Origin of the sequence: Pseudophaeobacter flagellatus (assembly GCF_021228235.1) — a bacterium.
GTDB lineage: Bacteria > Pseudomonadota > Alphaproteobacteria > Rhodobacterales > Rhodobacteraceae > Pseudophaeobacter > Pseudophaeobacter flagellatus.
Window position 1 is genome coordinate 108,491 of sequence record NZ_JAJQRG010000008.1, and the last position, 23,562, is coordinate 132,052.

The 23,562-nt window shown below is 60.1% G+C and carries 19 protein-coding genes; 5 read left to right on the top strand and 14 right to left on the bottom strand.

Going from position 1 to position 23,562, the window contains the following annotated elements; translation table 11 throughout:
* Positions 1 to 41: 41 nt before the first annotated feature.
* The 4 genes from LRK71_RS15135 to LRK71_RS15150 are packed head-to-tail and all read right to left on the bottom strand — an operon-like array spanning position 42 to position 5,935.
* The gene (locus tag LRK71_RS15135; RefSeq protein ID WP_232404662.1) at positions 42 to 1,196 is read right to left on the bottom strand and encodes an ABC transporter permease; all 1,155 of its coding nucleotides are present in this window, start codon (positions 1,194 to 1,196) and stop codon (positions 42 to 44) included.
* Complete coding sequence (locus LRK71_RS15140; RefSeq protein WP_232404663.1) at positions 1,193 to 2,221, bottom strand: ABC transporter permease; 1,029 nt, start codon at positions 2,219 to 2,221, stop codon at positions 1,193 to 1,195. The genes LRK71_RS15135 and LRK71_RS15140 overlap by 4 nt, the downstream gene beginning before the upstream one ends.
* Positions 2,221 to 4,170 (bottom strand): ABC transporter substrate-binding protein, encoded by a 1,950-nt coding sequence (locus tag LRK71_RS15145; protein ID WP_232404664.1) that lies wholly within the window; start codon positions 4,168 to 4,170, stop codon positions 2,221 to 2,223. Before LRK71_RS15145 ends, LRK71_RS15140 begins: the two co-directional genes overlap by 1 nt.
* Positions 4,163 to 5,935 carry an ABC transporter ATP-binding protein gene (locus LRK71_RS15150; RefSeq protein WP_232404665.1) on the bottom strand — a complete coding sequence of 591 codons (1,773 nt, stop codon included), beginning with the start codon at positions 5,933 to 5,935 and terminating at the stop codon, positions 4,163 to 4,165. Before LRK71_RS15150 ends, LRK71_RS15145 begins: the two co-directional genes overlap by 8 nt.
* Positions 5,936 to 6,237: 302 nt before the next feature.
* Here LRK71_RS15150 and LRK71_RS15155 point away from each other — a divergent pair, with 302 nt between their 5' ends.
* The 3 genes from LRK71_RS15155 (at position 6,238) to LRK71_RS15165 (ending at position 8,211) form a co-directional block, all read left to right on the top strand.
* Positions 6,238 to 6,732 carry a class I SAM-dependent methyltransferase gene (locus LRK71_RS15155; RefSeq protein WP_232404666.1) on the top strand — a complete coding sequence of 165 codons (495 nt, stop codon included), beginning with the start codon at positions 6,238 to 6,240 and terminating at the stop codon, positions 6,730 to 6,732.
* A gap of 101 nt (positions 6,733 to 6,833) precedes the next feature.
* Entirely contained in the window at positions 6,834 to 7,463 is a 630-nt protein-coding gene (locus tag LRK71_RS15160; protein ID WP_232404667.1) for a glutathione S-transferase family protein, read from the top strand.
* An 82-nt stretch (positions 7,464 to 7,545) separates the two neighbouring features.
* Positions 7,546 to 8,211 (top strand): TetR/AcrR family transcriptional regulator, encoded by a 666-nt coding sequence (locus LRK71_RS15165; protein ID WP_232404668.1) that lies wholly within the window; start codon positions 7,546 to 7,548, stop codon positions 8,209 to 8,211.
* 86 nt (positions 8,212 to 8,297) lie between these two features.
* Here LRK71_RS15165 and LRK71_RS15170 read toward each other — a convergent pair whose 3' ends face one another.
* Positions 8,298 to 11,720, bottom strand: a complete 3,423-nt coding sequence (locus LRK71_RS15170; protein WP_232404669.1) for an indolepyruvate ferredoxin oxidoreductase family protein — start codon at positions 11,718 to 11,720, stop codon at positions 8,298 to 8,300.
* A 153-nt stretch (positions 11,721 to 11,873) separates the two neighbouring features.
* On the opposite strand from LRK71_RS15170, the gene LRK71_RS15175 reads away from it, so the two are divergent.
* A complete protein-coding gene (locus LRK71_RS15175) occupies positions 11,874 to 12,335 on the top strand; it encodes an Lrp/AsnC family transcriptional regulator (protein ID WP_232404670.1) in 462 nt (153 codons plus the stop codon).
* 60 nt (positions 12,336 to 12,395) lie between these two features.
* Here the strand turns inward: LRK71_RS15175 and LRK71_RS15180 are convergent, their stop codons facing one another.
* Complete coding sequence (locus tag LRK71_RS15180; RefSeq protein WP_232404671.1) at positions 12,396 to 12,785, bottom strand: DUF3307 domain-containing protein; 390 nt, start codon at positions 12,783 to 12,785, stop codon at positions 12,396 to 12,398.
* Positions 12,786 to 13,028: 243 nt separating this feature from the next.
* Between LRK71_RS15180 and LRK71_RS15185 the strand changes: the two genes are divergently transcribed.
* A complete protein-coding gene (locus LRK71_RS15185; RefSeq protein WP_232404672.1) occupies positions 13,029 to 15,986 on the top strand; it encodes an ABC transporter transmembrane domain-containing protein in 2,958 nt (985 codons plus the stop codon).
* Positions 15,987 to 16,107: 121 nt separating this feature from the next.
* On the opposite strand, the gene LRK71_RS15190 is transcribed toward LRK71_RS15185, so the two are convergent.
* From LRK71_RS15190 to pcaD, 8 genes are all read right to left on the bottom strand, one after another.
* Positions 16,108 to 16,392 carry an ArsR/SmtB family transcription factor gene (locus LRK71_RS15190; protein WP_232404758.1) on the bottom strand — a complete coding sequence of 95 codons (285 nt, stop codon included), beginning with the start codon at positions 16,390 to 16,392 and terminating at the stop codon, positions 16,108 to 16,110.
* Positions 16,393 to 16,605: 213 nt separating this feature from the next.
* A complete protein-coding gene (locus LRK71_RS15195) occupies positions 16,606 to 17,838 on the bottom strand; it encodes a mandelate racemase/muconate lactonizing enzyme family protein (protein ID WP_232404673.1) in 1,233 nt (410 codons plus the stop codon).
* Positions 17,835 to 18,212, bottom strand: a complete 378-nt coding sequence (locus tag LRK71_RS15200; protein WP_232404674.1) for a hypothetical protein — start codon at positions 18,210 to 18,212, stop codon at positions 17,835 to 17,837. The genes LRK71_RS15195 and LRK71_RS15200 overlap by 4 nt, the downstream gene beginning before the upstream one ends.
* Positions 18,213 to 18,227: 15 nt before the next feature.
* Complete coding sequence (locus LRK71_RS15205) at positions 18,228 to 19,328, bottom strand: Zn-dependent alcohol dehydrogenase (RefSeq protein WP_232404675.1); 1,101 nt, start codon at positions 19,326 to 19,328, stop codon at positions 18,228 to 18,230.
* 77 nt (positions 19,329 to 19,405) lie between these two features.
* Positions 19,406 to 20,608: a TCR/Tet family MFS transporter gene (locus LRK71_RS15210; protein ID WP_408636015.1), complete on the bottom strand. Its 1,203-nt coding sequence runs from the start codon at positions 20,606 to 20,608 to the stop codon at positions 19,406 to 19,408.
* Positions 20,609 to 20,698: 90 nt separating this feature from the next.
* Positions 20,699 to 22,036: a class-II fumarase/aspartase family protein gene (locus LRK71_RS15215; RefSeq protein WP_232404677.1), complete on the bottom strand. Its 1,338-nt coding sequence runs from the start codon at positions 22,034 to 22,036 to the stop codon at positions 20,699 to 20,701.
* Entirely contained in the window at positions 22,036 to 22,746 is a 711-nt protein-coding gene (locus tag LRK71_RS15220) for an alpha/beta fold hydrolase (protein WP_232404678.1), read from the bottom strand. The genes LRK71_RS15215 and LRK71_RS15220 overlap by 1 nt, the downstream gene beginning before the upstream one ends.
* Positions 22,739 to 23,530 carry a 3-oxoadipate enol-lactonase gene (gene pcaD, locus LRK71_RS15225; protein ID WP_232404679.1) on the bottom strand — a complete coding sequence of 264 codons (792 nt, stop codon included), beginning with the start codon at positions 23,528 to 23,530 and terminating at the stop codon, positions 22,739 to 22,741. The genes LRK71_RS15220 and pcaD overlap by 8 nt, the downstream gene beginning before the upstream one ends.
* Between the last annotated feature and the right edge of the window lie 32 nt (positions 23,531 to 23,562).

Here is a 23,562-nt window from a genome sequence, read left to right on the forward strand (position 1 = left end):
GCTGCCCGGTGCGGGGAGCAGGGGCGGGAGGTGCGATAGGCTCACTGCTGATACGGGTCGAGACTGTCGCGCAGCCCATCGCCAAAGAAGTTGAAGGCCAGCACCACGATGATAATCGGCAGCATCGGGATTGCAGTCCAGGGGTAGATCTCGATTGAGGCGAGGTTCTGCGCGTCATTGAGCATCACCCCCCAGCTGACTGCGGGGGCGCGCAGCCCCAGCCCGAGGAAGGACAGCGCGGTTTCACCCAAGATCATCGCCGGGATCGACAGGGTCGCCGAAGCAATGAGATGCGACATGAAATTAGGGATCAGGTGCTTGCGGATGACCCGCCCAGAAGAGGCCCCCATCATTTCGGCGGCCCGCACATATTCTTCTTCGCGAAGGGATAGGAACTTGGCCCGAACCGAGCGCGCCAGCCCCGGCCAATCCAGGATCCCTAGGATTATGGAGATGATGAAGAACACCGCCACTGGCGACCAGTTCGACGGCACCGCCGCCGAAAGCGCCAGCCAGAGAGGCAGCTCTGGCAGCGAGCGCAGGACTTCGATTACCCGGTTGATCCCCCAGTCGATCCTGCCGCCGAAATACCCCGCCACAGACCCAAAGAAGATCCCCAGAACAAAGGAGACCGAAATCCCGATCAGGCCAACCGTCAGCGACAGTTGCGCGCCATAGAGGATGCGGCTGAAGATGTCGCGGCCCAGGCGATCAGAACCCCAGAGGAACACCGTTGCCCCCTTGGGGGCGCAGAACAGATGGGTGTCAGAGGCGATCAGCCCGGCAATGTGATAGGTCTTACCCTCGCAGAAAAAATCCAATTTGCGCGGAGTGTCGAGATCCGGTTTGAACACCCATTGAAATGTCTCCAGATCGGCTTTGGATGTCATCGGGTAGATGAAGGGGCCAATGAATTCGCCCTCATGAAACAGATTGATGGATTGCGGTGGTGCGTAGAGATGCTCGCTTAGGCGCTGGTTCGGGACATAGGGCGCGATAAAGCCAATCACCGGCAGCAGCAGATAGCAGATCAACAAGAAGGCACCGGAAATAAGGCCAAGCCGGTGGGTCTTGAACTTGCGCCAGATCAGCACCCAATTGGGGGCGTCCAGATCCTTGCGCTCCAACTCTTGCAGGGCGGCGTCGGGATCATAGGGGGCGTCGTCTACAAAGCGTCCATCAGGTAATTGGGTCATGCTTTGCGCCCCTCATATCGAATGCGGGGATCCAAGAGTACCAGCAGGACATCGGAAATCATCGTTCCTATCAGGGTCAGCAGTGCCACAAACATCAGGACAAATCCGGACAGGAACATGTCCTGCGTCTTGAGTGCAGTCAGCAGGGTGGGGCCGATGGTTTGCAGCCCCAGAACAACCGAAACCAGCACCGAGCCGGAAATCATTGCCGGCAGCAGGTTGCCAATATCGGCAACAAAGGGATTGAAGGCCACCCGCAGCGGGTATTTTGCCAGCATCCTGGTTGGTGACATGCCCTTGGCCACGGCCGTTTCCACATAGGGTTTGCCCAGCTCGTCCAGCATATTGGCCCGCAGTCGCTGCATCATTGCCGATGCCCCAGAGGTGCCAATCACGAAGGTTGGCACAATCAGGTGGATGAGGATGGATTTGACCTTCTCCCAACTCATCGGCAGACCTTCAAAGGTGGGGTCCATAAGCCCGCCAATAGGCAGATCAAACCAACGGTGGCCATAGTAAAACAGGATTAGCGCCAGCAGAAAGTTGGGTGTGGCCAAGCCGAGATAGCCAACAAAGGCCGAGGTGTAGTCCACCCAACTGCGCGCCCGTGCTGCCGCTAGCACGCCCAGGGGCAGGGCCACGACGTAGACAAAGACAACGGCAGCCAGATTGACCAATACGGTCAGCCAGAGACTGTCGCCGACAATTTCGGCCACGGGACTGTCAAACTCAAAGGACCAGCCAAAATTGCCCTGCAGCAAGCCGGAAAACCCATGTGGCCCCGGCAAAAAGCCAACCCAGATGAAATATTGCTGCCAGAGAGGTTTATCCAAGGCATATTCGCCGCGCAGAAATTCGGCCTTGGCCACACCGGCTGATTGGCCGCTGGCGCGCAGTTCAGCAATCTGGTTGGACAGATAGTCCCCCGGCGGCAGGTTGATGATGGCAAACACCAGAATGGAAACCACCCAGAGCGTCAGCAGCATGGTGCCGAAGCGATAGAGGGCGTAGCGCAGAATTGGCATCAGCTCTCACCATCCTGAAAGAAGAACTCATCAGGGCGGTAGATGCCAAAATGGGCACCGGGTTCCCAGGCCCAGATGGCGCGTTTTGGCACATTTCGTAACCGGTTTGACACGACCACCGGCTGCGGTGCCGCCGAGATAATGCCGATGCCGTAGACCTGTTCGGCATGGATCTTGAGCATCTGGCGCCAGGCGGTTGCGCGGTCGGTGTCATCCTCGGCGGTTTCCCAGTCGTGCAACAGTGACAGCAAACGCTGGGGGGGGGCCATGTCAGGCGCTTCACCAGAGGTCCCGTTGGTTTGGTAATATTGACCCCATTTGGGCCAGGCGAGAAACACCTGATCTGTCGGCGCCAGATAGGCCGGAGAGGTATGGTTTTGTGGCAGGCCGTTGTCCCAGCCGTACCAGACCGAAGCCATGGTGGTGCCGGAAAACACCCGGTTGCGCAAAATATCCCGATCCAGCGGACGCATCACCAGTTTGACGCCTACATCGTTCCAGTCATCCGTGATGATTTGCAGCGCATTTTCAACCTCTTGCCGCTCGCCGGCGGTTTCCACCACCAGTTCCATCCGGCGGCCATCGGGGAGGATACGGATGCCATAGCCGTCTTTTTCCGTAAGCCCGGCTTCATCCAGCAACTGGTTGGCCAGTTCCGGGTCGAATGAGGCCCAGGATTCACGCAGCACCGGGTCAAAAAACGGGCTTTGTTCCAGCACGGTCATGGCGCCAGGCTTGGCCAGTTTGAAATAGAGCGCCCTGTTGATGGCCGCGCGGTTGATCGAAAGCGACAGCGCCCGGCGCACCCGCACATCGCGCAGCACCCTGCGCCAGACCGGGTCCTTGATATTCAGGTTGGGGTAGATCGCAATCTGCGAAGCCGCGCCGGTGCCCCAAAGATAGGTCTGGTAATTGCCGCCGTCTTTTTCGCCCTTGCGCAGGATCGGGATGTCCCGAAAGCCCAGCCCGCGCGCCTGCAGGTCGGCCTGGCCCGCGTTGGATTTTGCCGCCACCAGCCCACCTGCAACGATTTCCATTTCGACAGTGTCGATATAGGGCAGCTGCACGCCCTTACTGTCCACTCTATGGTAGTAGGGGTTACGCACAAACTGATGGCGGATCCGCTTGCCGGCGGTGGCATTGATCCAGGGCTGCAGGGTGGGCAGCTCGTGATTATCGTATTTGTACATGTTGTCATATTTGTTGTGCAGCGCTGCCCAGCTTTTGACGCGGGCATAGTCGACTTCAGCGGCCAGGCTGTTGGCATCGGTGTAGTCGGCGTGAAACTGCTTCAGATAGGCCGAGGGGCGATAGATAAAGGGCGGGCGTGCCTGGGCCAGGTTTTGCAAGAACTGCGGATTGGGCTGGTCCCATTCATAGATCACCGTGGTCTCATCCGGGAAGCTCACCCGGGGTAGGCTTCCATCTACATAGAGAAAATCAGGTGGGCCAGCGGGGCTGAGCAGCGGATTATTGGCGATATCCTTCCACCAATATTCAAAATCGGCAGAGGTAAAGGGATCGCCACTGGACCAGCGGTGACCCGGGCGCAGCCTCAGGGTGAAGCGCCTGTTGCCGACATTCTCAAAACTATGCAGGATATCGGGTTGCAGCTGGTAGTCTTCGCTATAGCCCACCAGCCGGGCATAGCCGTAGACAACCATCTGGCGGATGTCCTTGGAGCGGGTGACCATGGTGTTAAGCGTACCGCCCTGGTGACCAAAGCTGCGGCCCTTGGCGGCAAGATCCACAATCAGCGGGATATGGGGCAGCCGTTCAGACACTGGGGGCAGGTGGCCCGCGTCCACTTCAGTCTGCCAGAAACTGCTTTCTACAAAGCTGGGGCCAGCCGCAGCTGCGCCTGTCGTCAGCGTCAAGGCCGCAGCGGCGACAGAGCAGGCCAGAGACCTGGCAAATTTACGGGCTTGGGTGAGGCTTGGCTTAAACATGACAGCGTACCTTGTGTCCGGGCTCCAACGGCACCAGCGGCGGTGCTTCATAGCCTGCGAAGCGAAAACGTTCTGGCCATTTTTCCGGGCTGCCAGCCCCCTGCGCCACCAGATCAAGATCAATGGGGCGATGAATGTCAGGTTCGGGCTGAGCCGCAATTAGCGCCTTAGTGTAGGGGTGTTGCGGGTTGTAAAACAGAGTTTCAGGGCTGGCCTGTTCGACCACCAGCCCCCGGCGCATGACCGCCACTTCGTCGGCGATCCGTGCCACCACGGCAAGATCATGACTGATAAACAGATATGAAAGCTGCTTCTGGTCGCGGATCTTTTCCAACAGGCGCAGGATCTGTTCCTGCACCGAAACATCCAGCGCTGAGGTGGGCTCGTCGCAGACCAGCAGCGAAGGATCCAGCATCAGGGCGCGGGCAATCGACAGCCGCTGGCGTTGGCCACCAGAAAAGGCATGCGGATAGCGCTGTAGCATATCCCGCTCAAGGCCAACCATCTGCAGCATCTCGGCGGCCTTGTCGCGCTGTTCTGCGCGGCTGCCAATGCGGTGGATTTCCAGCGGTTCAACCATGGTATCAAAAATCCGCATCCTTGGGCTGAGCGAGGAATAGGGATCCTGAAACACCATCTGTGCCTCGCGCTGAAAGGCGGTGCGCGCGGTGCGGTCCATCTGGTGAACCTCAATAGGATCTGCACCCTTGGTCGCCCGAAACAGCACCTGCCCGCCCTGATCAGGCGGCTCGGCACCCAGGGCAATGCGCGCGGCGGTGGTCTTGCCCGATCCGCTCTCGCCGACAATGGCCAGGGTCTTGCCGCGCGGCAGATGCAGATCAATGCCGCGGCAGGCATAGATAAGGCTGGGGGCCTTCCAGCCCTTGCCTGCCCGCATGCTATAGGTCTTTGAAACGTTGTTCATTTCCAGAATCAGGTCGGTGGCGGGCTCTATCGGTTTGGGCGTGGCATTGGCGGGAATCTGCGGCGCCGCCTTCATCAGCGCGCGGGTATAGGCATGGGCCGGGGCAGAGAGCAGCGGTTCGGCTGCGCCGGATTCCATCACCCGGCCCTTGTGCATCACCACTACCTGTTCCGCCATATTGGCAACCACGCCCAGGTCATGGGTGACCAGGATCATTGCCATGCCGGTATCGCGTTGCAATTCCTTCATCAGGCCCAGAACCTGCGCCTGTGTGGTCACATCCAGCGCCGTCGTGGGTTCATCCGCGATCAGCAGTTTGGGCTTGGCCACCATGGCCATGGCGATCATCGCCCGCTGTCGCATCCCGCCGGACAGTTCAAACGGATAGGAACTATAGGTGCGTTCGGGATCGGGAAAGCCGACGCGGTCAAAACAGGCAAGCACCTCTTTCTTGGCGCTGGTCTCGCTTTTGCGGCCATGCAGCCAGAGCACCTCTACCACCTGGTTGCCAATGCGGTGCAGCGGCGACAAAGAGCGCATTGGTTCCTGAAAGATCATCGAAATCTGATTGCCGCGCAAATTCCGCATGGCGCGTTCGGGCAGGGTAACCAAATCAGTCGTGTTCGCACCATCGCGAAAGGTGATGCTGCCGCTGCGGATCTGGGCAACCTTGGGCAGAACACGCAGCACCGCGCGGCAGCTCACGGTTTTCCCGGAGCCGCTCTCGCCAACCAGTGCTAGGGTTTCACCCTCGGCGACATCAAAATTGACATCACGCACGACAGGGTCACCCTTGCCAAAGCCGATGGTAAGGTTTCTTACAGAAAGTAAAGGCACCATTCAGCGCCGCCTGCCGTGATGTGATGTCCCTGTCATAACGGTCCCGTCTTGTTCGGTTGTTTTTGGCTTCACCATGGCGCGGTGGCGACGGTCTAGTCAAATCCCATTTGCCAAACAAAGGTGTTGCGGGGTGAAAACTGATGCAGCGGCACCCTAGGGACACAATATTGTCCTGTGCTGACGGTGTTCTGCGGCAAGTGCTACACATTTGTGCCAAGATCTGACAGGCAGGGCGTGTATGTGGCGGGCTGGAGCACCGCCAAGATCACCCGGCACCATCAGCTGCCCAAAGGAGACCTGCCATGATCACTCGACTTGACCTTTTTATTGATCGCATGGTGTCGCAACGCGCCTGTCTGGATTTTGGCATCCGCGAGACGGCATCCCTTTCGGGGCCGGTATTCGAACTGGGCCTGGGCAACGGGCGCACCTATCATCACATGAAGCACAATGTGACGGGGCGGGATCTGTACGTCTTTGAACGCGCTGTTGCCTCGCATCCTGACAGCACCCCGCCAGAAGATCGCGTCCTCCTGGGCGATGTGCGTGAAACCCTGCCAGAGGCGCTAAAGCGGTTTGGCGCGACGGCCAGCCTCATTCACGCGGATCTGGGCGGCCATAACCGGGACAAGAACGATGCTTTCGCTCGGCTTATCTCACCTCTGGTAGAGCCGCTCTTGGCGGTGGGTGGTTTGATGGTTTCTTCGGACCAGATGTATTTTGACGCGCTGCGCGAAATGCCCCTGCCTTCCGAAGCGGTCGCGGGGCGTTGCTTTATCTATCGTCGCGACGCCTAAAGCGTCGAGGGCGATACCAAGGGCACGGTCGGACGTTTGGTCACGCTGGCGGTTTGCCCAGAAAGCCCTTTAGGCTGGCCTGCAACCAAGGAGGCCAGCTGATGATATTTTACGATTGTTCCACCGCGCCAAACCCGCGCCGGGCACGGATGTTTCTGGCAGAAAAAGATCTTGCGCCGGAAAGCCACGACATTTCTATCGCCAAGGGAGAACAGCTGGGGGCGGCGTTTCTTGCTGTAAACCCGCGTGCCACCATCCCGGTGCTGGTGACGGATGCGGGTACGGTGCTGACAGAAAACCTCGGGATTGCCGCATATCTGGAGGCCCATACCCCTGAACCTGCCCTGATGGGGCGCACCGCCGATGAAAAGGGCCTGGTGCTGATGTGGAATGCCATTGTCGAACAGCAAGGTGGCATGCCCATCGCCGAGACACTGCGCAACACCCACCCCGCCTTTCAGGATCGCGCTATTCCCGGCCCCGACAACTATGCGCAGCTGCCCGAGTTGGCGACACGTGGACAGGCGCGCACTCAGGCCTTTTTCGCCCTATTGGAAGAGCGTCTGAAGGAAAGCTCCTATCTGGCTGGCGAAGACTTCACCCTGGCGGATATTACGGCCTTCGTCTTTGTTGAATTTGCCCGTGTGATCAAGCAGCGTATTCCGGAAGGAAATAGCGCCAGCTTGGCCTGGTATGCGGCGATCAAGGCCCGTCCCAGCGCCCAGCTATAATGTGGGGGCGGTGACAAGGCTGGACAATTGAGGGGCGGATCCGCAGGATGTGGCTTCTCTCCGCTACAGGAAATCTGACCATATGCCGCCAAAGCCGCTTTTGCACCGCGATAACCCCAGCGCCGCGCCCCTGGTCGGCAATGTCAAAGTCACGCGGGATGACTGGCTGAATGTGGCGATGGATGTGCTGATCTCTGACGGGGTGGATCAGGTCAAGGTGCTGGCCCTGGCCGAGCGGATGAATGTGTCACGCTCTTCTTTCTATTGGTATTTCAAGTCACGCCAGGATCTTTTGGATGCACTGCTGAAAACCTGGGAGCAGACCAATACCGCCGCCATGGTGTCCCGCGCAGAGGCCCCGGCCGAGGCCATCACCGGCGCGGTCTTGAACGTGTTTCACTGCATCGCCAATCCGGCGCTGTTCAACACCGCGCTGGATTTTGCGGTGCGTGACTGGGCGCGCCGCTCGGGCAAGGTGCGCAGCCTGCTGGACCGCTCGGATACCCGCCGGGTTGAGGCGCTGACCCAGATGTTTTTACGCTATGACTATGACGCACTTGAGGCGATGACCCGGGCCAAGGTGCTGTATTATATGCAGCTTGGCTATGACATGGCCGAACCCAATGAAAGCCATGCACATCGGTTGGAAATGACGCCGCAGTATCTCAAGGTTTTTACCGGCTGCGAGCCAAGCGCGGCAGAACTGGAAGATTTCACCGCTTTCACCCTGAAATACTGGGATTTGTGACGGGAACGCGCGCTGGCGATCTGGTCAGGTGAATATGGCCCCGCTTGGGGGCCATATTCCATGATTGTGCGTTGGCGTCTGTCTGATCAGAGCGTTTTCAACAACTGATCGGCCAGGGCGCGATGCTTGTGGGCGGCCTCCAAGCGGACAGGACCATAGCCGCGGATTTCCATCGGCGCGGTCAGGATCGCCAGGCAATCGCTGTGCTTTTTGCTGTCATACTCCGTGCTGACGCTGCGCAGGGCCGCTTCGTACCAGGCCAAAAGGCTGCGGTGCAGGCGGGCTTCCTCATGATAGCCAAAGGGATTGAACGAGGTGCCGCGCAGGCGCTTGGCCCGTGTCAGCAGCGACAGGGCAGGGCGCAGCCAGGGGCCAAAGCGCTTTTTGAGCGGGCGGCCACGGGCGTCTTTCTTGCGGGACAAAAGCGGCGGTGCCAGGTGATAGTTGACACTGTAGTCGCCTTCGAATTCCTCGGCCAACTGATCGCTGAAGCTGGTGCTGGTCATCAGCCGGGCGACTTCGAATTCATCCTTGTAGGCCATCAGTTTGAACAAAGAGCGCGCCGCCGCCTCCGTCAGCTCTTCGGCGCTGTCCTTGGGCAGCTGGCGGCGGAACTCTGCCAGGGTATCGGTGTAGCGGTTGGCATATTCGGCATCCTGATAGCCGACGAGAAAGGCCGCGCGCCGCTCAATGATTTGTTCCAGGCTTTCCTCGGCTTCGGGCGTTTCGGCATAATGATACGAAACCAAATCGGGATCGACGGCCATGGCACGGCCGATGGTCAGGGCCAGGTGGTTCTTTTCAATCGCCACGCCGTTCAGTTCAATCGCCTGATCCAGCGCCGTGGCGCTGACGGGCACCAGCCCCTTTTGCCAGGCAAAGCCCAGCATCATCACATTGGCCAGCACCGTGTCGCCCAGCATGGCTTCGGCGGCTTCATTGGCGTTGAAACCCGACAGGTTTTCTGGGCCAACGGCGGTGGCGATTTCCTTTTCGCGCAGGCCTGCCATCAGATCGGCATCGCGGTGCAGTACCAGATCACCCGTGGGCATTTCGGCACGGTTCAGTACGATACGGGTGCCGGTGCGATAATGAGCCGAGGCCTTGGGCGCGGAGCTGACCACCACATCGCAGCCAATCACCGCATCCGCCGCAGCCTGATCAATCCGCACCTGGTTCAGGCTGTCTGGACTGTCAGAGAGGCGAATATAGCTGAGAACAGTCCCAAATTTCTGCGCAAAGCCGGTGAAATCCAGCACGCTGGCCCCCTTGCCCTCAAGATGGGCCGCCATGGTGATCAGGGCGCCGACCGTCACAACCCCGGTGCCGCCAACGCCGGTGACCAGCAGGTCAAAGGGTTTGTCGAGTGCGGGCAGCGCAGGCTGGGGCAGCTTTGCCGCCAGCGCGGCCCGGTCCAGCCCAGCAGGCAGTTTCTTGCGCCGCGCACCGCCTTCAATGGTGACAAAGCTGGGGCAGAACCCGTTCAGACAGGAAAAATCCTTGTTGCAGCTGGACAGGTTGATCTTGCGCTTGCGGCCAAAGGAAGTTTCTTTTGGCTCGACGCTCAGACAGTTGCTTTCAATCGAGCAATCGCCACAGCCTTCGCAGACGAGATCGTTGATAAAGGCAAATTTCTTGGGGTCTTCCAGGGTGCCGCGCTTGCGGCGGCGGCGTTTTTCCGTGGCGCAGGTCTGTTCGTAGATCAGGGTCGATACGCCCTTGATCTCGCGCAGCTCGCGCTGGACCTTATCCATATCGACACGGTCATGGAAGGTGGTGCCGCTGGGAAAATCGCTGCGGTTGAACTTGTCGATATCATCAGACACCAGGGCAATGCGCTGCACCCCTTCGGCGCGGCAGGTCTGGGCAATGCCCAGCACGCTGACAGGCCCATCAACGGGCTGGCCACCCGTCATTGCAACCGCGTCGTTGTAGAGGATCTTATAGGTGATATTGGTGTTCGCGGCGACCGCCTGACGGATGGCAAGCGAGCCAGAGTGATACCAGGTGCCTTCGCCGAGGTTCTGGAAGATATGTTTGCCGCCATTGTACTGCGAGGCCGCCGTCCAGGTGATGCCTTCGCCACCCATCTGGGCATAGCCTGATGTTTCGCGGTCCATCCAACTGGCCATCACATGGCAGCCAATGCCGGATTTGGCCTCGCTGCCCTCGGGCAGTTTGGTCGAAGAGTTATGCGGGCAGCCGGAACAAAAATAGGGCGTACGATTGGCGCCGGGCACATTGATCAGCTTGGGGGGCTCGGCCAAGAGAGCCGCAGCCTTGGCGGGCAGGTCTTCGCCGGGAAAGAACCTATCAAGACGCGCCGCCACGATAGGGGCCAGCATCAGCGGGCTCAACTCTCCCGTCCAGGGGATCAGCGGTTCGCCCGCGCTGTCGTATTTGCCAACCATCTTGTTGGGCTTGTCGCCGGGCCAATCGTAGAAATATTCCTTGAACTGGCTTTCGATGATGCCGCGCTTTTCCTCAACGACCAGCACTTCTTCCTTGCCGCGCATGAAGCGCAGGGCCTCTGGACGGGCCAGAGGCCAGACCATGCCAACCTTGTAGATGTCGATGCCCAGGCGACGGCAGGCCGCCTTGTCCAGGCCGAGCAGGCGCAGGGCTTCCATCAGGTCCAGATGGCCCTTGCCAGTGGTGACAAAGCCGAATTTCGCGTTGTCGTCGTCATAGATGCGCCGATCGATCGGGTTGGCCTCGGCAAAGGCGCGCACCGCTTTGATCTTGGCGCGAATGCGGGTCTCGATCTCGGGCGAGGGCAGGTCGGCAAGACGAATGTGCAGCCCACCGGGATAGTCTGGCAGCTCTGGGTAGGTGAAATCACGATCGGCCTGCAGTTCTACCGAGCGCGCACTTTCCACCGTTTCCGATATCGCCTTAAAGCCAACCCAGGTGCCGGAATAGCGCGACAGGGCAAAGCCATATTCGCCGTAGGTTAGGAATTCAGAGACATCCGCCGGGTTCAGCACCGGCATGAACCACGACATAAACGCCACATCCGATTGATGTGGCATAGAGGAGCTGACGCAGCCGTGGTCATCACCTGCGACCACCAACACGCCGCCCTTGGCGGAGGAACCATAGGCATTGCCGTGCTTTAGCGCATCGCCAGAGCGATCCACGCCGGGGCCCTTGCCGTACCAGAGCGAAAACACACCTTCGACCTCGCAGTGGGGGTCCAGGACGGCCTGCTGCGCGCCCAATACCGCAGTTGCGCCCAGGTCTTCGTTGACGGCGGGCATAAAGGTGATGCGGTTGTCTTCCATTCGCTGGCGCGACCGCCAGAATTCCAGATCTACTGCGCCAAGCGGCGATCCACGATAGCCAGAGACAAACCCAGCCGTGTTGAGCCCCGCCGTTTTATCGCGCCGGGCCTGATCCAGCATTACCCGCGCCAGAGCCTGGGTTCCGGTCAGAAACACGCGCCCCTCGTTTCGGGCGTAGCGGTCATCAAGTTTGTAACTGCGAAAGTCATGGCTCAGCTTGGTCATTCTGGCGGTCCTTGCGGGGCTGGGATGAAATATGGCGGTGTGGCTGACAGGATATTTCGACCTTTCTGGAGAACGGTGCCTGATTTCTTGTATATGGTCTGTTTTTTGGATATTTGTACCGTAATATTGGGATGATTTGGAGAATTTACTCGGATGCAGGTATTGGATGCGCGCGACGGGCAGATATTGCGCCTTTTGCAGGAGGATTCCCGGATCTCGAATGCAGATCTAGCCGAAAAGGTCGGCATGTCGGCCTCTGCCCTGTGGCGCCGGGTGCGGACGTTGGAAGAAACCGGCGTGATCGAACGCTATGGCGCCGTGGTCAACGCGCCTGCAATGGGGCTGGGGTTTCACGCCATCGTGCATGTACACCTGACCCGCCATGACCCGGAAAAACTAGCAGAATTCATCCGCGCTGTCGAGTTGAGCCCCCTGGTGCAGGAGTGTTATGCTACCACCGGCCAGTCGGATTATCATCTGCGGGTGCTGGCACCGGACCTTGAGGCCTTCAACCGCTTTTTGGAAGATTTCCTGTTTCGACTACCTGCGGTGGCCAGCGCCCAGACCAATGTGGTGCTGCGCACCATCAAACGTGATTGCCCGGTGGTGCCATAACATCCCGTCGTTGGCTTAGGCCCTGCGGTGGTGGAAAGGGGCAGGCAGCCTTGGCGGTTATCAGAAGGCAGATTTCACCCAGATGGCCGTCATGGCAAGATAGGTGAGCTGATGCAAAAACTGATCGGTGCCCATGGCGCGCCAGAACATCGCCTGCTGTGGGGTCAGATCCTTCTTTTCAGAATAATGCGCTTTGCCGTAGTCGATGTGGAAATGCACCACCCATTCCGCCAGGCAAATCAGCAGGATAAAGCCGATATTCGCCCCCATCAGCACGAAGACCGCAATCGACCCCAGCGTATGAACCCCGGCATGTTGGGCGCGGCCAGTATGCAGATAGGTATCACGACCAGAGAGCATCTTGGGGGTTTGCAGAAAGAAATCCGCAAAAAGATGTTTGATCTGCAACAGGCAGAGCAAGGTCAATGCTGATCCGACAAGTCCTGGCAATGCGATCCCCTGTGATGAATAACTTAAGTGAAACCATACGGGTTTTTGGCGGGCTGGCAAATACTGCATAGCACGGTAGGGGTTATGCGAAGGTGAACTAGGTCACAGCACCAACCGGCCATTGCCTGTAAGGGGTAAACCGCGCTAGGCATAAAAGGTCCCTTTTATTGCAGCCAGAGTTGGAGCTGTCCCATAGAACGTTCCCTGTTCCGCTTTATCTGGAAATACTCCAAACGCGACCAAGTGCTTTTGCTTGCGGTCACCACCTGTCTTTTTCCGCTGCTGTACCTGACGTTGGAACTACCAAAGCGGATCATCAATGACGCGATTGGTTCCCAAAGCGATCGGATTGATCTTTTGGGGTACGATATCGCGCAGCTGAATTATCTGTGGATTCTTTGCGGCGCTTTTCTGGTCTCGGTGCTGTTGCACGGGCTGTTGAAGATGCGGATCAACACCATGAAGGGGGTGCTGTCTGAACGCATGCTGCGTCGTTTCCGCTATCAGTTGATCGCCCGGGTGCTGCGCTTTCCTCAGCCCTATTTTGAACGGGTGAGCCAGGGGGAACTGGTCTCGATGATCACCTCTGAGAGCGAGCCGATGGGCGGGCTGATGGGCGATGCGGTCAGTCAGCCAGTATTGCAGGCCGGGCAGATGGCGACCATTCTGTTTTTCCTGTTCAGCCAGAGTCTCTGGTTTGGACTGGCGGCGGTGGCACTGATCCCCTTGCAGGGCTGGCTGATCCCGATGTTGCAGCGTCAGATCAACCTGTTGAACAAGACCCGGATCCATCAGGTGCGCGCGCTGGCCTCTGAAATCGGCGAAAGCGCTGCGGGGGCGGCGACCCTGCGCATCAATGGCGGTTGGCGCTATCGGATGGCTGCGATCACTGATCGGCTGGGGCATCTGTATGATATCCGCTTCCAGATCTACCAGAAAAAGTTTTTCATGAAGTTTCTCAATAACTTCATTACCAATCTGACGCCCTTTTTCTTTTATGCGATCGGCGGCTATCTGGTGCTGCAGGGGAAGGTCTCTCTTGGGGCTTTGGTGGCGGCCCTGGCGGCCTATAAGGATCTTGCGTCACCCTGGAAAGAACTGCTGACCTATTACAACCAGACCCAGGATATGGCCCTGCGTTGGGATGTGATACTGGAACGGTTTGCCCCGCCAGGCATGGTGCGCGAAGAGCTGATGATCGGCGAGCCGGAAGAGCAGATCCGACTGCGTGGCGATATCGTGCTGGATGCGGTCAATGTGCGTGATGCTGATGGCAATCTGGTGCTGGAGGACGTGAGTGCCAGCCTGCCTGGGGGCAAGGTCATCGGCATTGCTGCCCCGTCGGAAGAAGACCGGCGGGCGCTGGCCCAGTTGCTGACCCGTGAAGTGCTGCCCTCGGCGGGCAAGGTGACGGTTGCAGATGTGGATCTGCGCGCGATCCATCAGGCGGTTCTGGCGCTGCGCATTGGCCATGTGACCTCACGTCCGGTGCTGTTTCAGGGCTCTTTTGGCGATAATGTGATGATGCCCATGCGCTCTCGTCCACAGGGAGAGCCGCGCGATGTGCAGCGCTATCGCGCCGCACAGCAGGCAGGGAATAGCGCCGATCCCTTTGATGCGGCCTGGCTCGATCCGGGGCTGGCGGGCTTTTCTTCGGTGCATGACCTGCGCGATTGGTGGGTGCAGTTGCTGGCGGGGATTGGCACCGATAGCGCCCTGTTTCGCCGCGGGATGGAGCAACATTTTGACCCTAAGCTGCACCCAAGGCTGGCGCAGTGCCTGATTGATCTGCGTCCCAAGGTGCGTGCGGCTCTCAAAGAGGCGGGGCTGACAAGCCAGGTGCATGCGCTGGCACGAGACAGGTATAATTCGGCGCTGCCAGTGGCGGAAAACCTGCTCTATGCCACTTTCCGAGAGCCGATCTCGGAAGAGCTCTTGCAGCGACATGTCGAATTTCTCGACCGGCTGCAGAAGCTGAAACTGGTGGATGATCTGGTGGCGCTGACCGAAGATGTCGTGGACATCCTGCGCCAGATCTTTGGCATGGATGGTACCGATCATCCGCTATTTCGCAAGCTCGGGCTGGATGTCCGGGCCTATGAACGGGCCTCGGCACTGGTGGATACAACCCGTGCCAAGGGGGGGGGCGTGCTGGGCCATCAAGAGCTGGCACAGCTGATGATTGTTCCTTTCAGTATCTCGGCAGAACAGATCGGCCCGGCCTTCAGTGATGATATGAAGGCGCGCATTCTGGAGTTTCGCGAAAACCACGCGGATGATCTGATGGGCAGCCTGTCGGATGTTGTTGTCCAGTTGGACGAAGAGGCATTCGCACCTGGCCTGACGGTCCTGGAAAATGCGCTCTTTGGGAAAATCTCTGACAGTTCCGGCGCGCGCGGCGATGATGTGCGCCGTCTGGTTGCGCAGGTTCTGGTAGAGAATGGTGGCCGTGACATGGTGGTAGAGTTGATTTTTGACCTGCCTGTCGCAATTGGTGGTCAGGGGCTGCCCGCCAGCTATGCAGAGCCACTGGCCTTTGCGCGGGCGACAATCAAGCGGCCTGATATCCTGCTGCTGGATGGGGCCCTGAGCAGCTATGACATTGAGACCCGGATTGCGGTTCACAAGAACCTGCGCCAGCTGTTGCCGGACACAACGCTGGTCTATCTTGAGGTCGGATTTGAGAATGTGGATGTCTTTGATGTTCATTTCGAATTGCGGCAGGGCAGGCTGGTCAGTGATGAGGCGCAGCAGGAAAGTGTCGAAGACAGCGCTGCCAGCCAGGATCTGGCGCGCAAGCTGCGTGCGCTGGAACAAACAGAGCTGTTTTCCGGGTTGAACCGTCGACAGCTGCGGCTGCTCGCCTTTGGCGCACGCTGGTATTCCGCCGAGGCAGGCGACACGGTATTCCACAAGGACGATGTGGCCAGCGATGGTGTCTATATGATCATCGATGGCAAGGCGGGGCTGTTTTTGCCACAAGAGGGCAAGGCCGATCATCTGGTGACCTCGGTTGGGCCGGGGCATCTGGTGGGCGAACTGGGGCTGATCCGCAAGGAACCCCGCGCCCTGAGCATGGTGGCCGAGACAGAGCTGACCTGCCTGCGGATCGGCGAGGAAGAGTTCCTGGCGGTGGTGGAGAACGACGCCAATACAGCCTTCAAGCTGTTGCAGGTAGTGGCTGGCTACGTGAGCCACTAGCGCCTCTGACACCTGCGAAAGCAAATAAGCGCGACAGGCTTTGATGCGCGCAGCCGCAGACCACTGGGCAGGCCACCGGATTGCGCAACAGGCTGTTTGCTCTGGGCCGCGTGCGGCGCAGCTAGTCGGGGCTGCAGAACTGGCGATGCAGCAGCGCAATGATCTCTTCGGTGTGTTGGTTCTGAAGCGCGTAGTAAATTGTCTTGCCCTCGCGCCGTGTCTGCACCAGACCTTCATCGCGCAGCCGCGCCAGCATCTGGCTGACTGCCGCCTGACGCATGCCCAGCAGGGTTTCCAATGCGCCAACAGATTTTTCGCCGGTGCCCAGGTGGCACAGGATCATCAGGCGGCCTTCATGGGCCAGGGTTTTCAGAAAGGCGGCGGCCTCGGCTGCGCGGTCGGCCATGTCATCGGGGGCTATGGTCGGCAGGCCTGCTTGGGTTTCCTCCGGAATGGGGGAAGCATCGGTTTCATGGGCGGCGGCGGATGTCTGAAGGGGCACGTATTCTAGATCCTGCGGTGGCTGGTGGCACCATATTGCCCGATTTGGCAACGATAAGTCACCCCCTGCTAAATCCCCTTGTCAGAGGATCGGCGCAGGGGGCTAGGGTGTCCCTGGCTAGGCGTCCAGTGGTGGTGCCCCCCCGGCAAAACTGTTCCCGCCTTGGTAGTCGCAGGGGGCCTCTTGCATGTTGAGATGCAGATCGCTGCCGCCAAAGGGATGGGCGCGGGCCAGGGCTTCGTCTACGTCAATGCCCAGGCCAGGGGTCAGCGGCGGGGTGATAAAGCCATTCTCTACCCGGATGCTGCCTTTGATCAGGGCGTCATGGAACGGGGTTTCGATGCATTCGGCCATCAGGATATTGGGGATCGAGGCCGCCAACTGGATATTGGCGGCCCATTCCACCGGACCAGCATATAGATGCGGTGCCATCTGGGCATTGAAGACCTCTGCAAGGGCGGCAACCTTCTTCATCTCCCAGATCCCGCCGGCGCGCCCTAGCGCCGGTTGCAGGATCTCGGCGGCACCGCTGCGCAGTACGGCTGCAAATTCGCTTTTGGTGGTCATCCGCTCGCCGGTGGCGATGGGGATGCGCAGGTTGCGGGCGACGCGGGCCATGTCTTCGATATTGTCTGGCGGCGTCGGCTCTTCAAACCAGAGCGGAGAATAGGGCTCTAGCGCCTGGCCCAGCCGTATCGCACCAGCGGTGTTGAATTGACCATGGGTGCCAAACAGCAGGTCCGCCTTGTCACCGATAGCACCGCGAATGGCTTTGCAAAAGGCAACCGACAGCGCGATATCCTGCATGGCGGGCATGTGGCCACCGCGCATGGTATAGGGGCCGGCCGGGTCGAATTTGACGGCGGTATAGCCCTGGCGCACCATTTCGGCGGCGGATTCCGCAGCCAGATCGGGGGCGGTCCAGAATGCGTTCATGTCGTGGTGCGGCAGGGGGTAGAGGTACGTATAGGCGCGGATCCTGTCGTTCATCCGACCGCCGATCAGTGCATGCACCGGGCGGTCGCGATCCTTGCCCAGGATATCCCAGCAGGCGATCTCTAGCCCGGAAAAAGCCCCCATGACTGTCAGGTCAGGGCGCTGGGTAAAGCCCGAGGAATAGGCGCGGCGAAACATCAGCTCGATGTTTTCGGGGTTTTCGCCTGCCATGTGCCGTTCAAACACATCGCGGATCACTGGTTTCATCGCTTCGGGACCGATCGTGGAGGCATAGCATTCCCCCCAGCCGGTGATGCCGCTGTCGGTGGTCAGCTTGATCAGGATCCAATACCGCCCGCCCCATCCGGGGGCAGGCGGGGCTGTGACGATGATGTCGAGGTCTTGTAGCTTCATGTGTCAGGCCTCTCTGCGGTGTCGTAAAAAAGATCCAGCTCGGCATTGATCGCAGCGATGACGGGGGCCGAGCTGAAAAAGGATAGGTCCGGCGCGTTGAAATCATCCATGAAGACCTGAATTTCGAGCACCGCGGCACGTTGCTCAAAATCACCATCAATGCGCCAACGCCGGGTTTGGCCCAGGTCTAGGTCAGGCAGGGCATCCGTGATTGTGGCGGCGAAATCGCGCGGCAAGTCAAAGCGGGACGAGCCCGCCAGCCGTGACAGAAAGGGGCCGACATCCCTGGCCTCAAAATTCATTGAGGTTTCAGCGGTAATGGGCGGCGCCGGGGCGGGCTTTGGTTTGAACAGCTCGGTCAGAAATTGCAGCACCGGGAGGGCTCCGTCTTAGTCGGTTCGGTCAAACACAATCACATTGCGTCTGGCGCTGCCAGTCTTTGTGTCGGCGATGGCCTCGTTGATTTGATCCAACCGCCAGCGACCCGAAATCAGTTCGTCCAGTTTCAGCCGCCCCTGCTGGTACAGGTCGACCATCCAGGGAATATCGCGCTGAATGACTACATCCCCCATTTTGGACCCGATAAGGCCATGCCCGACTGCGGCCATGATGACGGGTTCATACTCGGCCTTTGCGCCCGAATGCGGCATGCCAATGATCACGGCCTTGCCACCATAGCCCAGATAGCGCAGCGCCTGTTCATAGGCGGGAATGGCCCCCACGGTGACCAGCACCACATCGGCCCCCTTGCCGCCAAGCGCCTTGAAGGCGGCTTTCCAGGGTGATTTCAGGCTGCCAAGCACGCCGTCGGTGGCGCCGAATTCCTTGGCGATTTCCAGTTTCTCTTCGGTCATATCAACCGCCACGATGCGGCGTGCCCCGGCAATGCGAGCGCCCTGAATGGCGTTGAGGCCCACACCACCTGCGCCAATCACAACCACATCTTGTCCGGCGCGCAGCCCGGCGGCGTTAACCGCAGCCCCCACCCCGGTGATCACCCCGCAAGAAATCAACGAGGCCGCCTCTTTGTTCAGGTCATCGGGGATCTTCACGATTTGGCGTTGATCTACCACCACCTTTTCGGCAAAGGCACCACAGGTCATCGCCTGCATCAGCGGGCCGCCATCAGCGGTCTGCAGGGGGCCGTCCTTGATGGGATCATAGGGCGTTTGGCAGAGCGTTGGTTTGCCGCCCGCGCAGTTGGCACAGCTGCCGCAAGAGTGGATCAGGGTGACCACAACGCTGTCGCCTTCGCGAAAACCGCTGACCCCATCGCCAAGGGCAGTGATTATTCCGGCGGCTTCGTGACCATAGACCGCAGGCAGAAACCCGCCCCAGGCGCCTTCCGCCCAGGAAATATCGCTGTGGCATATCGCGACCGCGTCCAAGGTGACTTCGACCTCGCCCATACGTGGTGCGGCCAGTTGAATGTCTTCGATGACCAAGGGTTCGCCATGGCTATGGCAGACGGCGGCTTTGATGGTTTTCATGGTGTTCTCCCTGTTTAGGGTAGGGTGGCGCGCTGTCTCTGGTGTCGCAAGGTAGAAACCGCGAACGGCCTGGAATTTTACGTCACGGAAGACCGGCTGCGCACAAAAACCGCAGCACCGATCAGCATTAGCACCAGCGCCAGCACAAAGGGCGCGCCCGGCAGGTAGTATCCGCTGTTCTTATCTGAAAACGCGGCAAAGGTAGCGGTCATCATCAGGGGCGAAATAATCATCGACAGCGCATGCGCCGCGGTCATAACGCCCTGCAGCTCTCCTTGTTGGTTGTCAGCAACGGCACGCGACATCAGCCCTTGCAGGGCCGGTTGGACAACGGCGCCAAGGGCGGAAATCGGGATCAGCGTCAGCGCCAGCCCGCCACTGCTGATCACCGCCAGGATGCCAAAGGCAAAAAAGTCAAAGATCTGCCCCCAGATCACCGTGCGCCGTTCGCCGAGGTGGCGCACCATGTAGCGCAGTAAGCCGCCTTGAACCAGGGCCATGCAGATCCCGTAGACCGCGAGCGAGATCCCAATCATTTGCGGCTGCCAGCCAAAACGTTCTGCGGTAAAATAGGACCAGACCGCCGGATAGACATAGATCGCCACCGAATAAAGAAAATACACCCAGAGCAAGCCGCTGATGCCGGGAATGCGGCCTATGGCGCGAAAGGCCCCAAGCGGATTGGCGCGGCGCCAGTCAAAGGCGCGGCGGGTTTCATCGGTGACGGTTTCACGCATGACAAACCAGCCCAGGGTAAAGTTGAGCCCCGCCAGCAGCGCCGCCGCATAAAAGGGCGCGCGGGTACCCAGCTCTCCGAGCAGACCGCCCATCAAAGGCCCCAGCACAAAGCCAATGCCAAAGGCGGCCCCCAGCAGGCCAAAGTTTGCGGCCTTTTCGGTGGGTCTGGAAATATCCGCGATATAGGCACCAGCCGTGGCATGGGTGGCGGCGGTGATGCCGCCCACCAGCCGTCCCAACAGCAGCAACCACAGCGATCCGGCCAGCGCCATTACCAGATAATCCAGCGCCATGACGATAAGCGAGATCAGCAGCACGGGGCGGCGCCCATAGGCATCTGACAGCGCGCCCAGAATCGGGCTGAATAGGAACTGCATTACTGCGAATGTCGTGGCCAGGACACCGCCCCAGATCGCCGCATCTGCAAGGCTGCCGCCCTGCACTTCTTGCAGCAGGCTGGGCATGATCGGCATGATCAGCCCCACGCCCATGGCGTCGATCATCACGGTGATCAGCACAAAGAACAAAGGCAGGCGCATCAAAAGGATCTTTGCTGGCAAGGGCTGGGCGTGTACCGGCGGAGTTGTCCAGGGCTGGTGGGCCGCAGGGTGGGGTGCCCGCAGTTTATCTTGTCAATCGGCGGGTAGCTCCGCAGCCTTGCGGGCAAAGCGTCGGGCCTCGGCCGGGGCTGCGCCAAGCTGCATCGCCGGATCAAACAGCGCGGCGACATCCAGCTGTGGCTGGTCGCGGGCAACCAGGTCCCGCAGCGGCTGGCCAGTGTCCTGGGCCTCGCGACAAAGGGTCTTCACCAGGGCCTGGGCCTCGGGCCGGGGCATGTAGTGGGCCAGGGCAAAGCTCAGCGCTTCGGCGTGGATCATGTCCAGCCCCCTGGCCAGCGCAGCGGCCATGGCAGAGGCCTGCGGGGTGATCCCGGCGCAGAGGTCACGACCACTGCGCGCAGCACTGGCACAGCCCAGAACGATCTGCGGCAGGCAGAGCCATTCGCTGAACCAGGCGGCCCCGTCGCGTTGGTGCTGCTGCAGGGCGCTGCCGTGCAGGATCGACAACAGCCCGCTGCCTTGCCGTGCCAGCGCCACCAGCACCGAGGGGGCAACTGGGTTCTGCTTTTGCGGCATGGTGGACGAGGCCCCGGCTCCGCCGAGGGCGATCTCGCCAATGCCGGTTTGGACCAGGGCGATACAGTCCTCGCCCAGTTTTCCCAGTGCCAGATTGACCCGCACCATCCAATCCATCAGTCGGAGCAGGGCTGTGCGGTCGCTGTGCCAGCTGCGCTCGGGGTCGTTCAGCCCCAGGGCCTTGGCCATTTCGGCGCGGACTTCGGCGGCCTTGGGGCCGAGCGCCCCAGAGGTGCCTGCAGCACCGGAGAGCGAGATCAGCAGGCAGTCGCGGCGCAGGGTCTCCAACTCGCCAACCAGCGCCAGAAGGGGGGCACCCCAGGCGGCGACAACTGCGCCAAAGCTGGTAGGGGTGGCATGTTGACCATAGGTGCGCGCGGGCATCGGCAGCTCGGCATGGGTTTCGGCCAACTTGGCCAGGGAGGAAAGCGCCAGCTTCAGGTCATCCTCGATCAGGGCCAGCGCCTGGCGCAGGCGCAGCATCAGGGCGCTGTCCATGATATCCTGCGAGGTCGCGCCCCAATGCACATATTGTGCATGCTCGGGCGCGTTCATCTCGGCGCGAAAGGCGGCGATCAATCCGGGCACCGGCACGCCGTTCTGGCCAGTGGGTTTGCGCAGGGTGCCTGGATCCAGTGCCACCTCCATCACGGCGCGGCCAATGGCGGCGGCACTGTCCTGCGGGATCACCCCGGCGGCACCCTGCGCCCGGGCCAATGCGCCTTCGACCAGCAGCATGGCGCGGGCTTCGGCGGTGTCGGTGAACAGGCGCCCCACATCGCCCGAGGTGAAGAGGTCGCCATAGATCTGGCTGTCAAAGACGGAACCCGCCATCAGAAGTCCTTTGCGATATGCCCAATAAGATCAGCAAGACCCTCTGGGTCGGCAAAAAAGGGCGAATGAGAGTTTGGCATCTCGTATACACTGCCGCGTGGCCAGTCCGCCACCATTTGCGCCTGATATTCCGGCGGAATAGTCTGGTCTTCGGTGCAGCGGATATAGGCCTTGGTGAGGGCTTGCCAGTTGGCTCCCAGCACCAGCGGCGTATTCTGCGGCAAGATCGGCTGCGGGCAGAGTTGGTTAAGCGCGTAATCCACCGCCTCTTGCGGGCAATCGTGGTAGAACAGGCGCGGGGCCTGGGCGGGATCAATGGTATAGCTGGCTCCATCGGCGGATTTGATCGCGGCAGATCCAATGGTCTGGCGTGGCCCGGCCTTGCGCATGTCGATCAGCGACTGGCCTGAAACGGGCACATAGGCGCAGAGATAGATCAACCCGCGCAGCGCCTGCGGTGCGATCTCGGCGGCGGCTGAAATGGGATATCCTGCCCAGGAATGGCCCAGAACAACGGTTTCAGGGGTGGCGGCGTCCAGGATCGCCTGAGCGGTTTCCTGTAGAGTGACGGTGGCGGGATCACGGGCATCCCCATGACCGGGCAGATCAATTGCGCGGGCAGTATGGCCACGCGCTGCCAGTACCGGGATCACATCGCGCCAGCACCAGGCGCCATGGCAAGAGCCATGGATCAGGAGAAAATCACTCACAGTGGCCGACCTCTTGCAGGAACTGGGTCAGGCGTGCCGCGTATTCGTCGGGTTGTTCAACGCAGGGGATATGGCCCGCGCGGCGGATCAGGTGGAACTGGCTGCCGGGAATCAGGTTGACGGTCTCGCGCACCAGATCGGGCGGGGTAGAGCCGTCTTCTGATCCGGCAATGCCCAGACAGGGCAGGCGCAACCCGCTGGTAGGGGTGTAGAAATCAGTGCCGGAAATGGCTGCGCAGCAGCCGACGTATCCGGCGCGCGACTGTTGCACCAGCATATTGCGCCACAGCTGCAATTCTGGCTTGGCACAAAAATCACGGGCAAACCAGCGTTCCATCACGCCGTCGGCCAGGGCTTCAATGCCGTGGTCGGTGACTGCCTGGATCCGATCCTGCCACATCTGGGCGGTGCCAATCTTGGCCGCAGTGTTGGACAGCACCAGGGCGCGCACCATGTCCAGCCGCTTGACCGCCAGCCCCTGGCCAATCATGCCGCCGATCGACAGGCCGACAAAGACGCAGTCGCGCACCGATAGCAGATCCAGCAGCCGTTCGGCATCGCGCACCAGCGCCCCCATCGAATAGGGGGCCTCCGGACAAGAGGACAACCCATGGCCGCGCTTGTCGTAGCGGATCACTTTCAAACCGGCGGGCAGGCGGTCAATCACCTGGTCCCAGACCCGCAGATCGGTACCAAGAGAGTTGGCAAAAACAATGGGTGCACCCTCTGGGTCGCCATCAATGCGGTAGTGAAGCTGGACATCGCCAAGATCTGCGATTTGCATGCGGTGTTCTCCGATAACTCTTGCAGGCTATC

Bases quoted from the DNA above. Each gene is read 5' to 3' on its own strand.
- LRK71_RS15165 (WP_232404668.1), top strand. From the start codon at position 7,546: ATGCCGCCAAAGCCGCTTTTGCACCGCGATAACCCCAGCGCCGCGCCC.
- LRK71_RS15140 (WP_232404663.1), bottom strand. From the start codon at position 2,221: ATGCCAATTCTGCGCTACGCCCTCTATCGCTTCGGCACCATGCTGCTG.
- LRK71_RS15160 (WP_232404667.1), top strand. From the start codon at position 6,834: ATGATATTTTACGATTGTTCCACCGCGCCAAACCCGCGCCGGGCACGG.
- pcaD (WP_232404679.1), bottom strand. From the start codon at position 23,530: ATGCAAATCGCAGATCTTGGCGATGTCCAGCTTCACTACCGCATTGAT.
- LRK71_RS15170 (WP_232404669.1), bottom strand. From the start codon at position 11,720: ATGACCAAGCTGAGCCATGACTTTCGCAGTTACAAACTTGATGACCGC.
- LRK71_RS15195 (WP_232404673.1), bottom strand. From the start codon at position 17,838: ATGAAGCTACAAGACCTCGACATCATCGTCACAGCCCCGCCTGCCCCC.
- LRK71_RS15150 (WP_232404665.1), bottom strand. From the start codon at position 5,935: ATGGTGCCTTTACTTTCTGTAAGAAACCTTACCATCGGCTTTGGCAAG.
- LRK71_RS15145 (WP_232404664.1), bottom strand. From the start codon at position 4,170: ATGTTTAAGCCAAGCCTCACCCAAGCCCGTAAATTTGCCAGGTCTCTG.
- LRK71_RS15190 (WP_232404758.1), bottom strand. From the start codon at position 16,392: ATGGCCGACCGCGCAGCCGAGGCCGCCGCCTTTCTGAAAACCCTGGCC.
- LRK71_RS15135 (WP_232404662.1), bottom strand. From the start codon at position 1,196: ATGACCCAATTACCTGATGGACGCTTTGTAGACGACGCCCCCTATGAT.
- LRK71_RS15155 (WP_232404666.1), top strand. From the start codon at position 6,238: ATGATCACTCGACTTGACCTTTTTATTGATCGCATGGTGTCGCAACGC.
- LRK71_RS15175 (WP_232404670.1), top strand. From the start codon at position 11,874: ATGCAGGTATTGGATGCGCGCGACGGGCAGATATTGCGCCTTTTGCAG.
- LRK71_RS15215 (WP_232404677.1), bottom strand. From the start codon at position 22,036: ATGGCGGGTTCCGTCTTTGACAGCCAGATCTATGGCGACCTCTTCACC.
- LRK71_RS15205 (WP_232404675.1), bottom strand. From the start codon at position 19,328: ATGAAAACCATCAAAGCCGCCGTCTGCCATAGCCATGGCGAACCCTTG.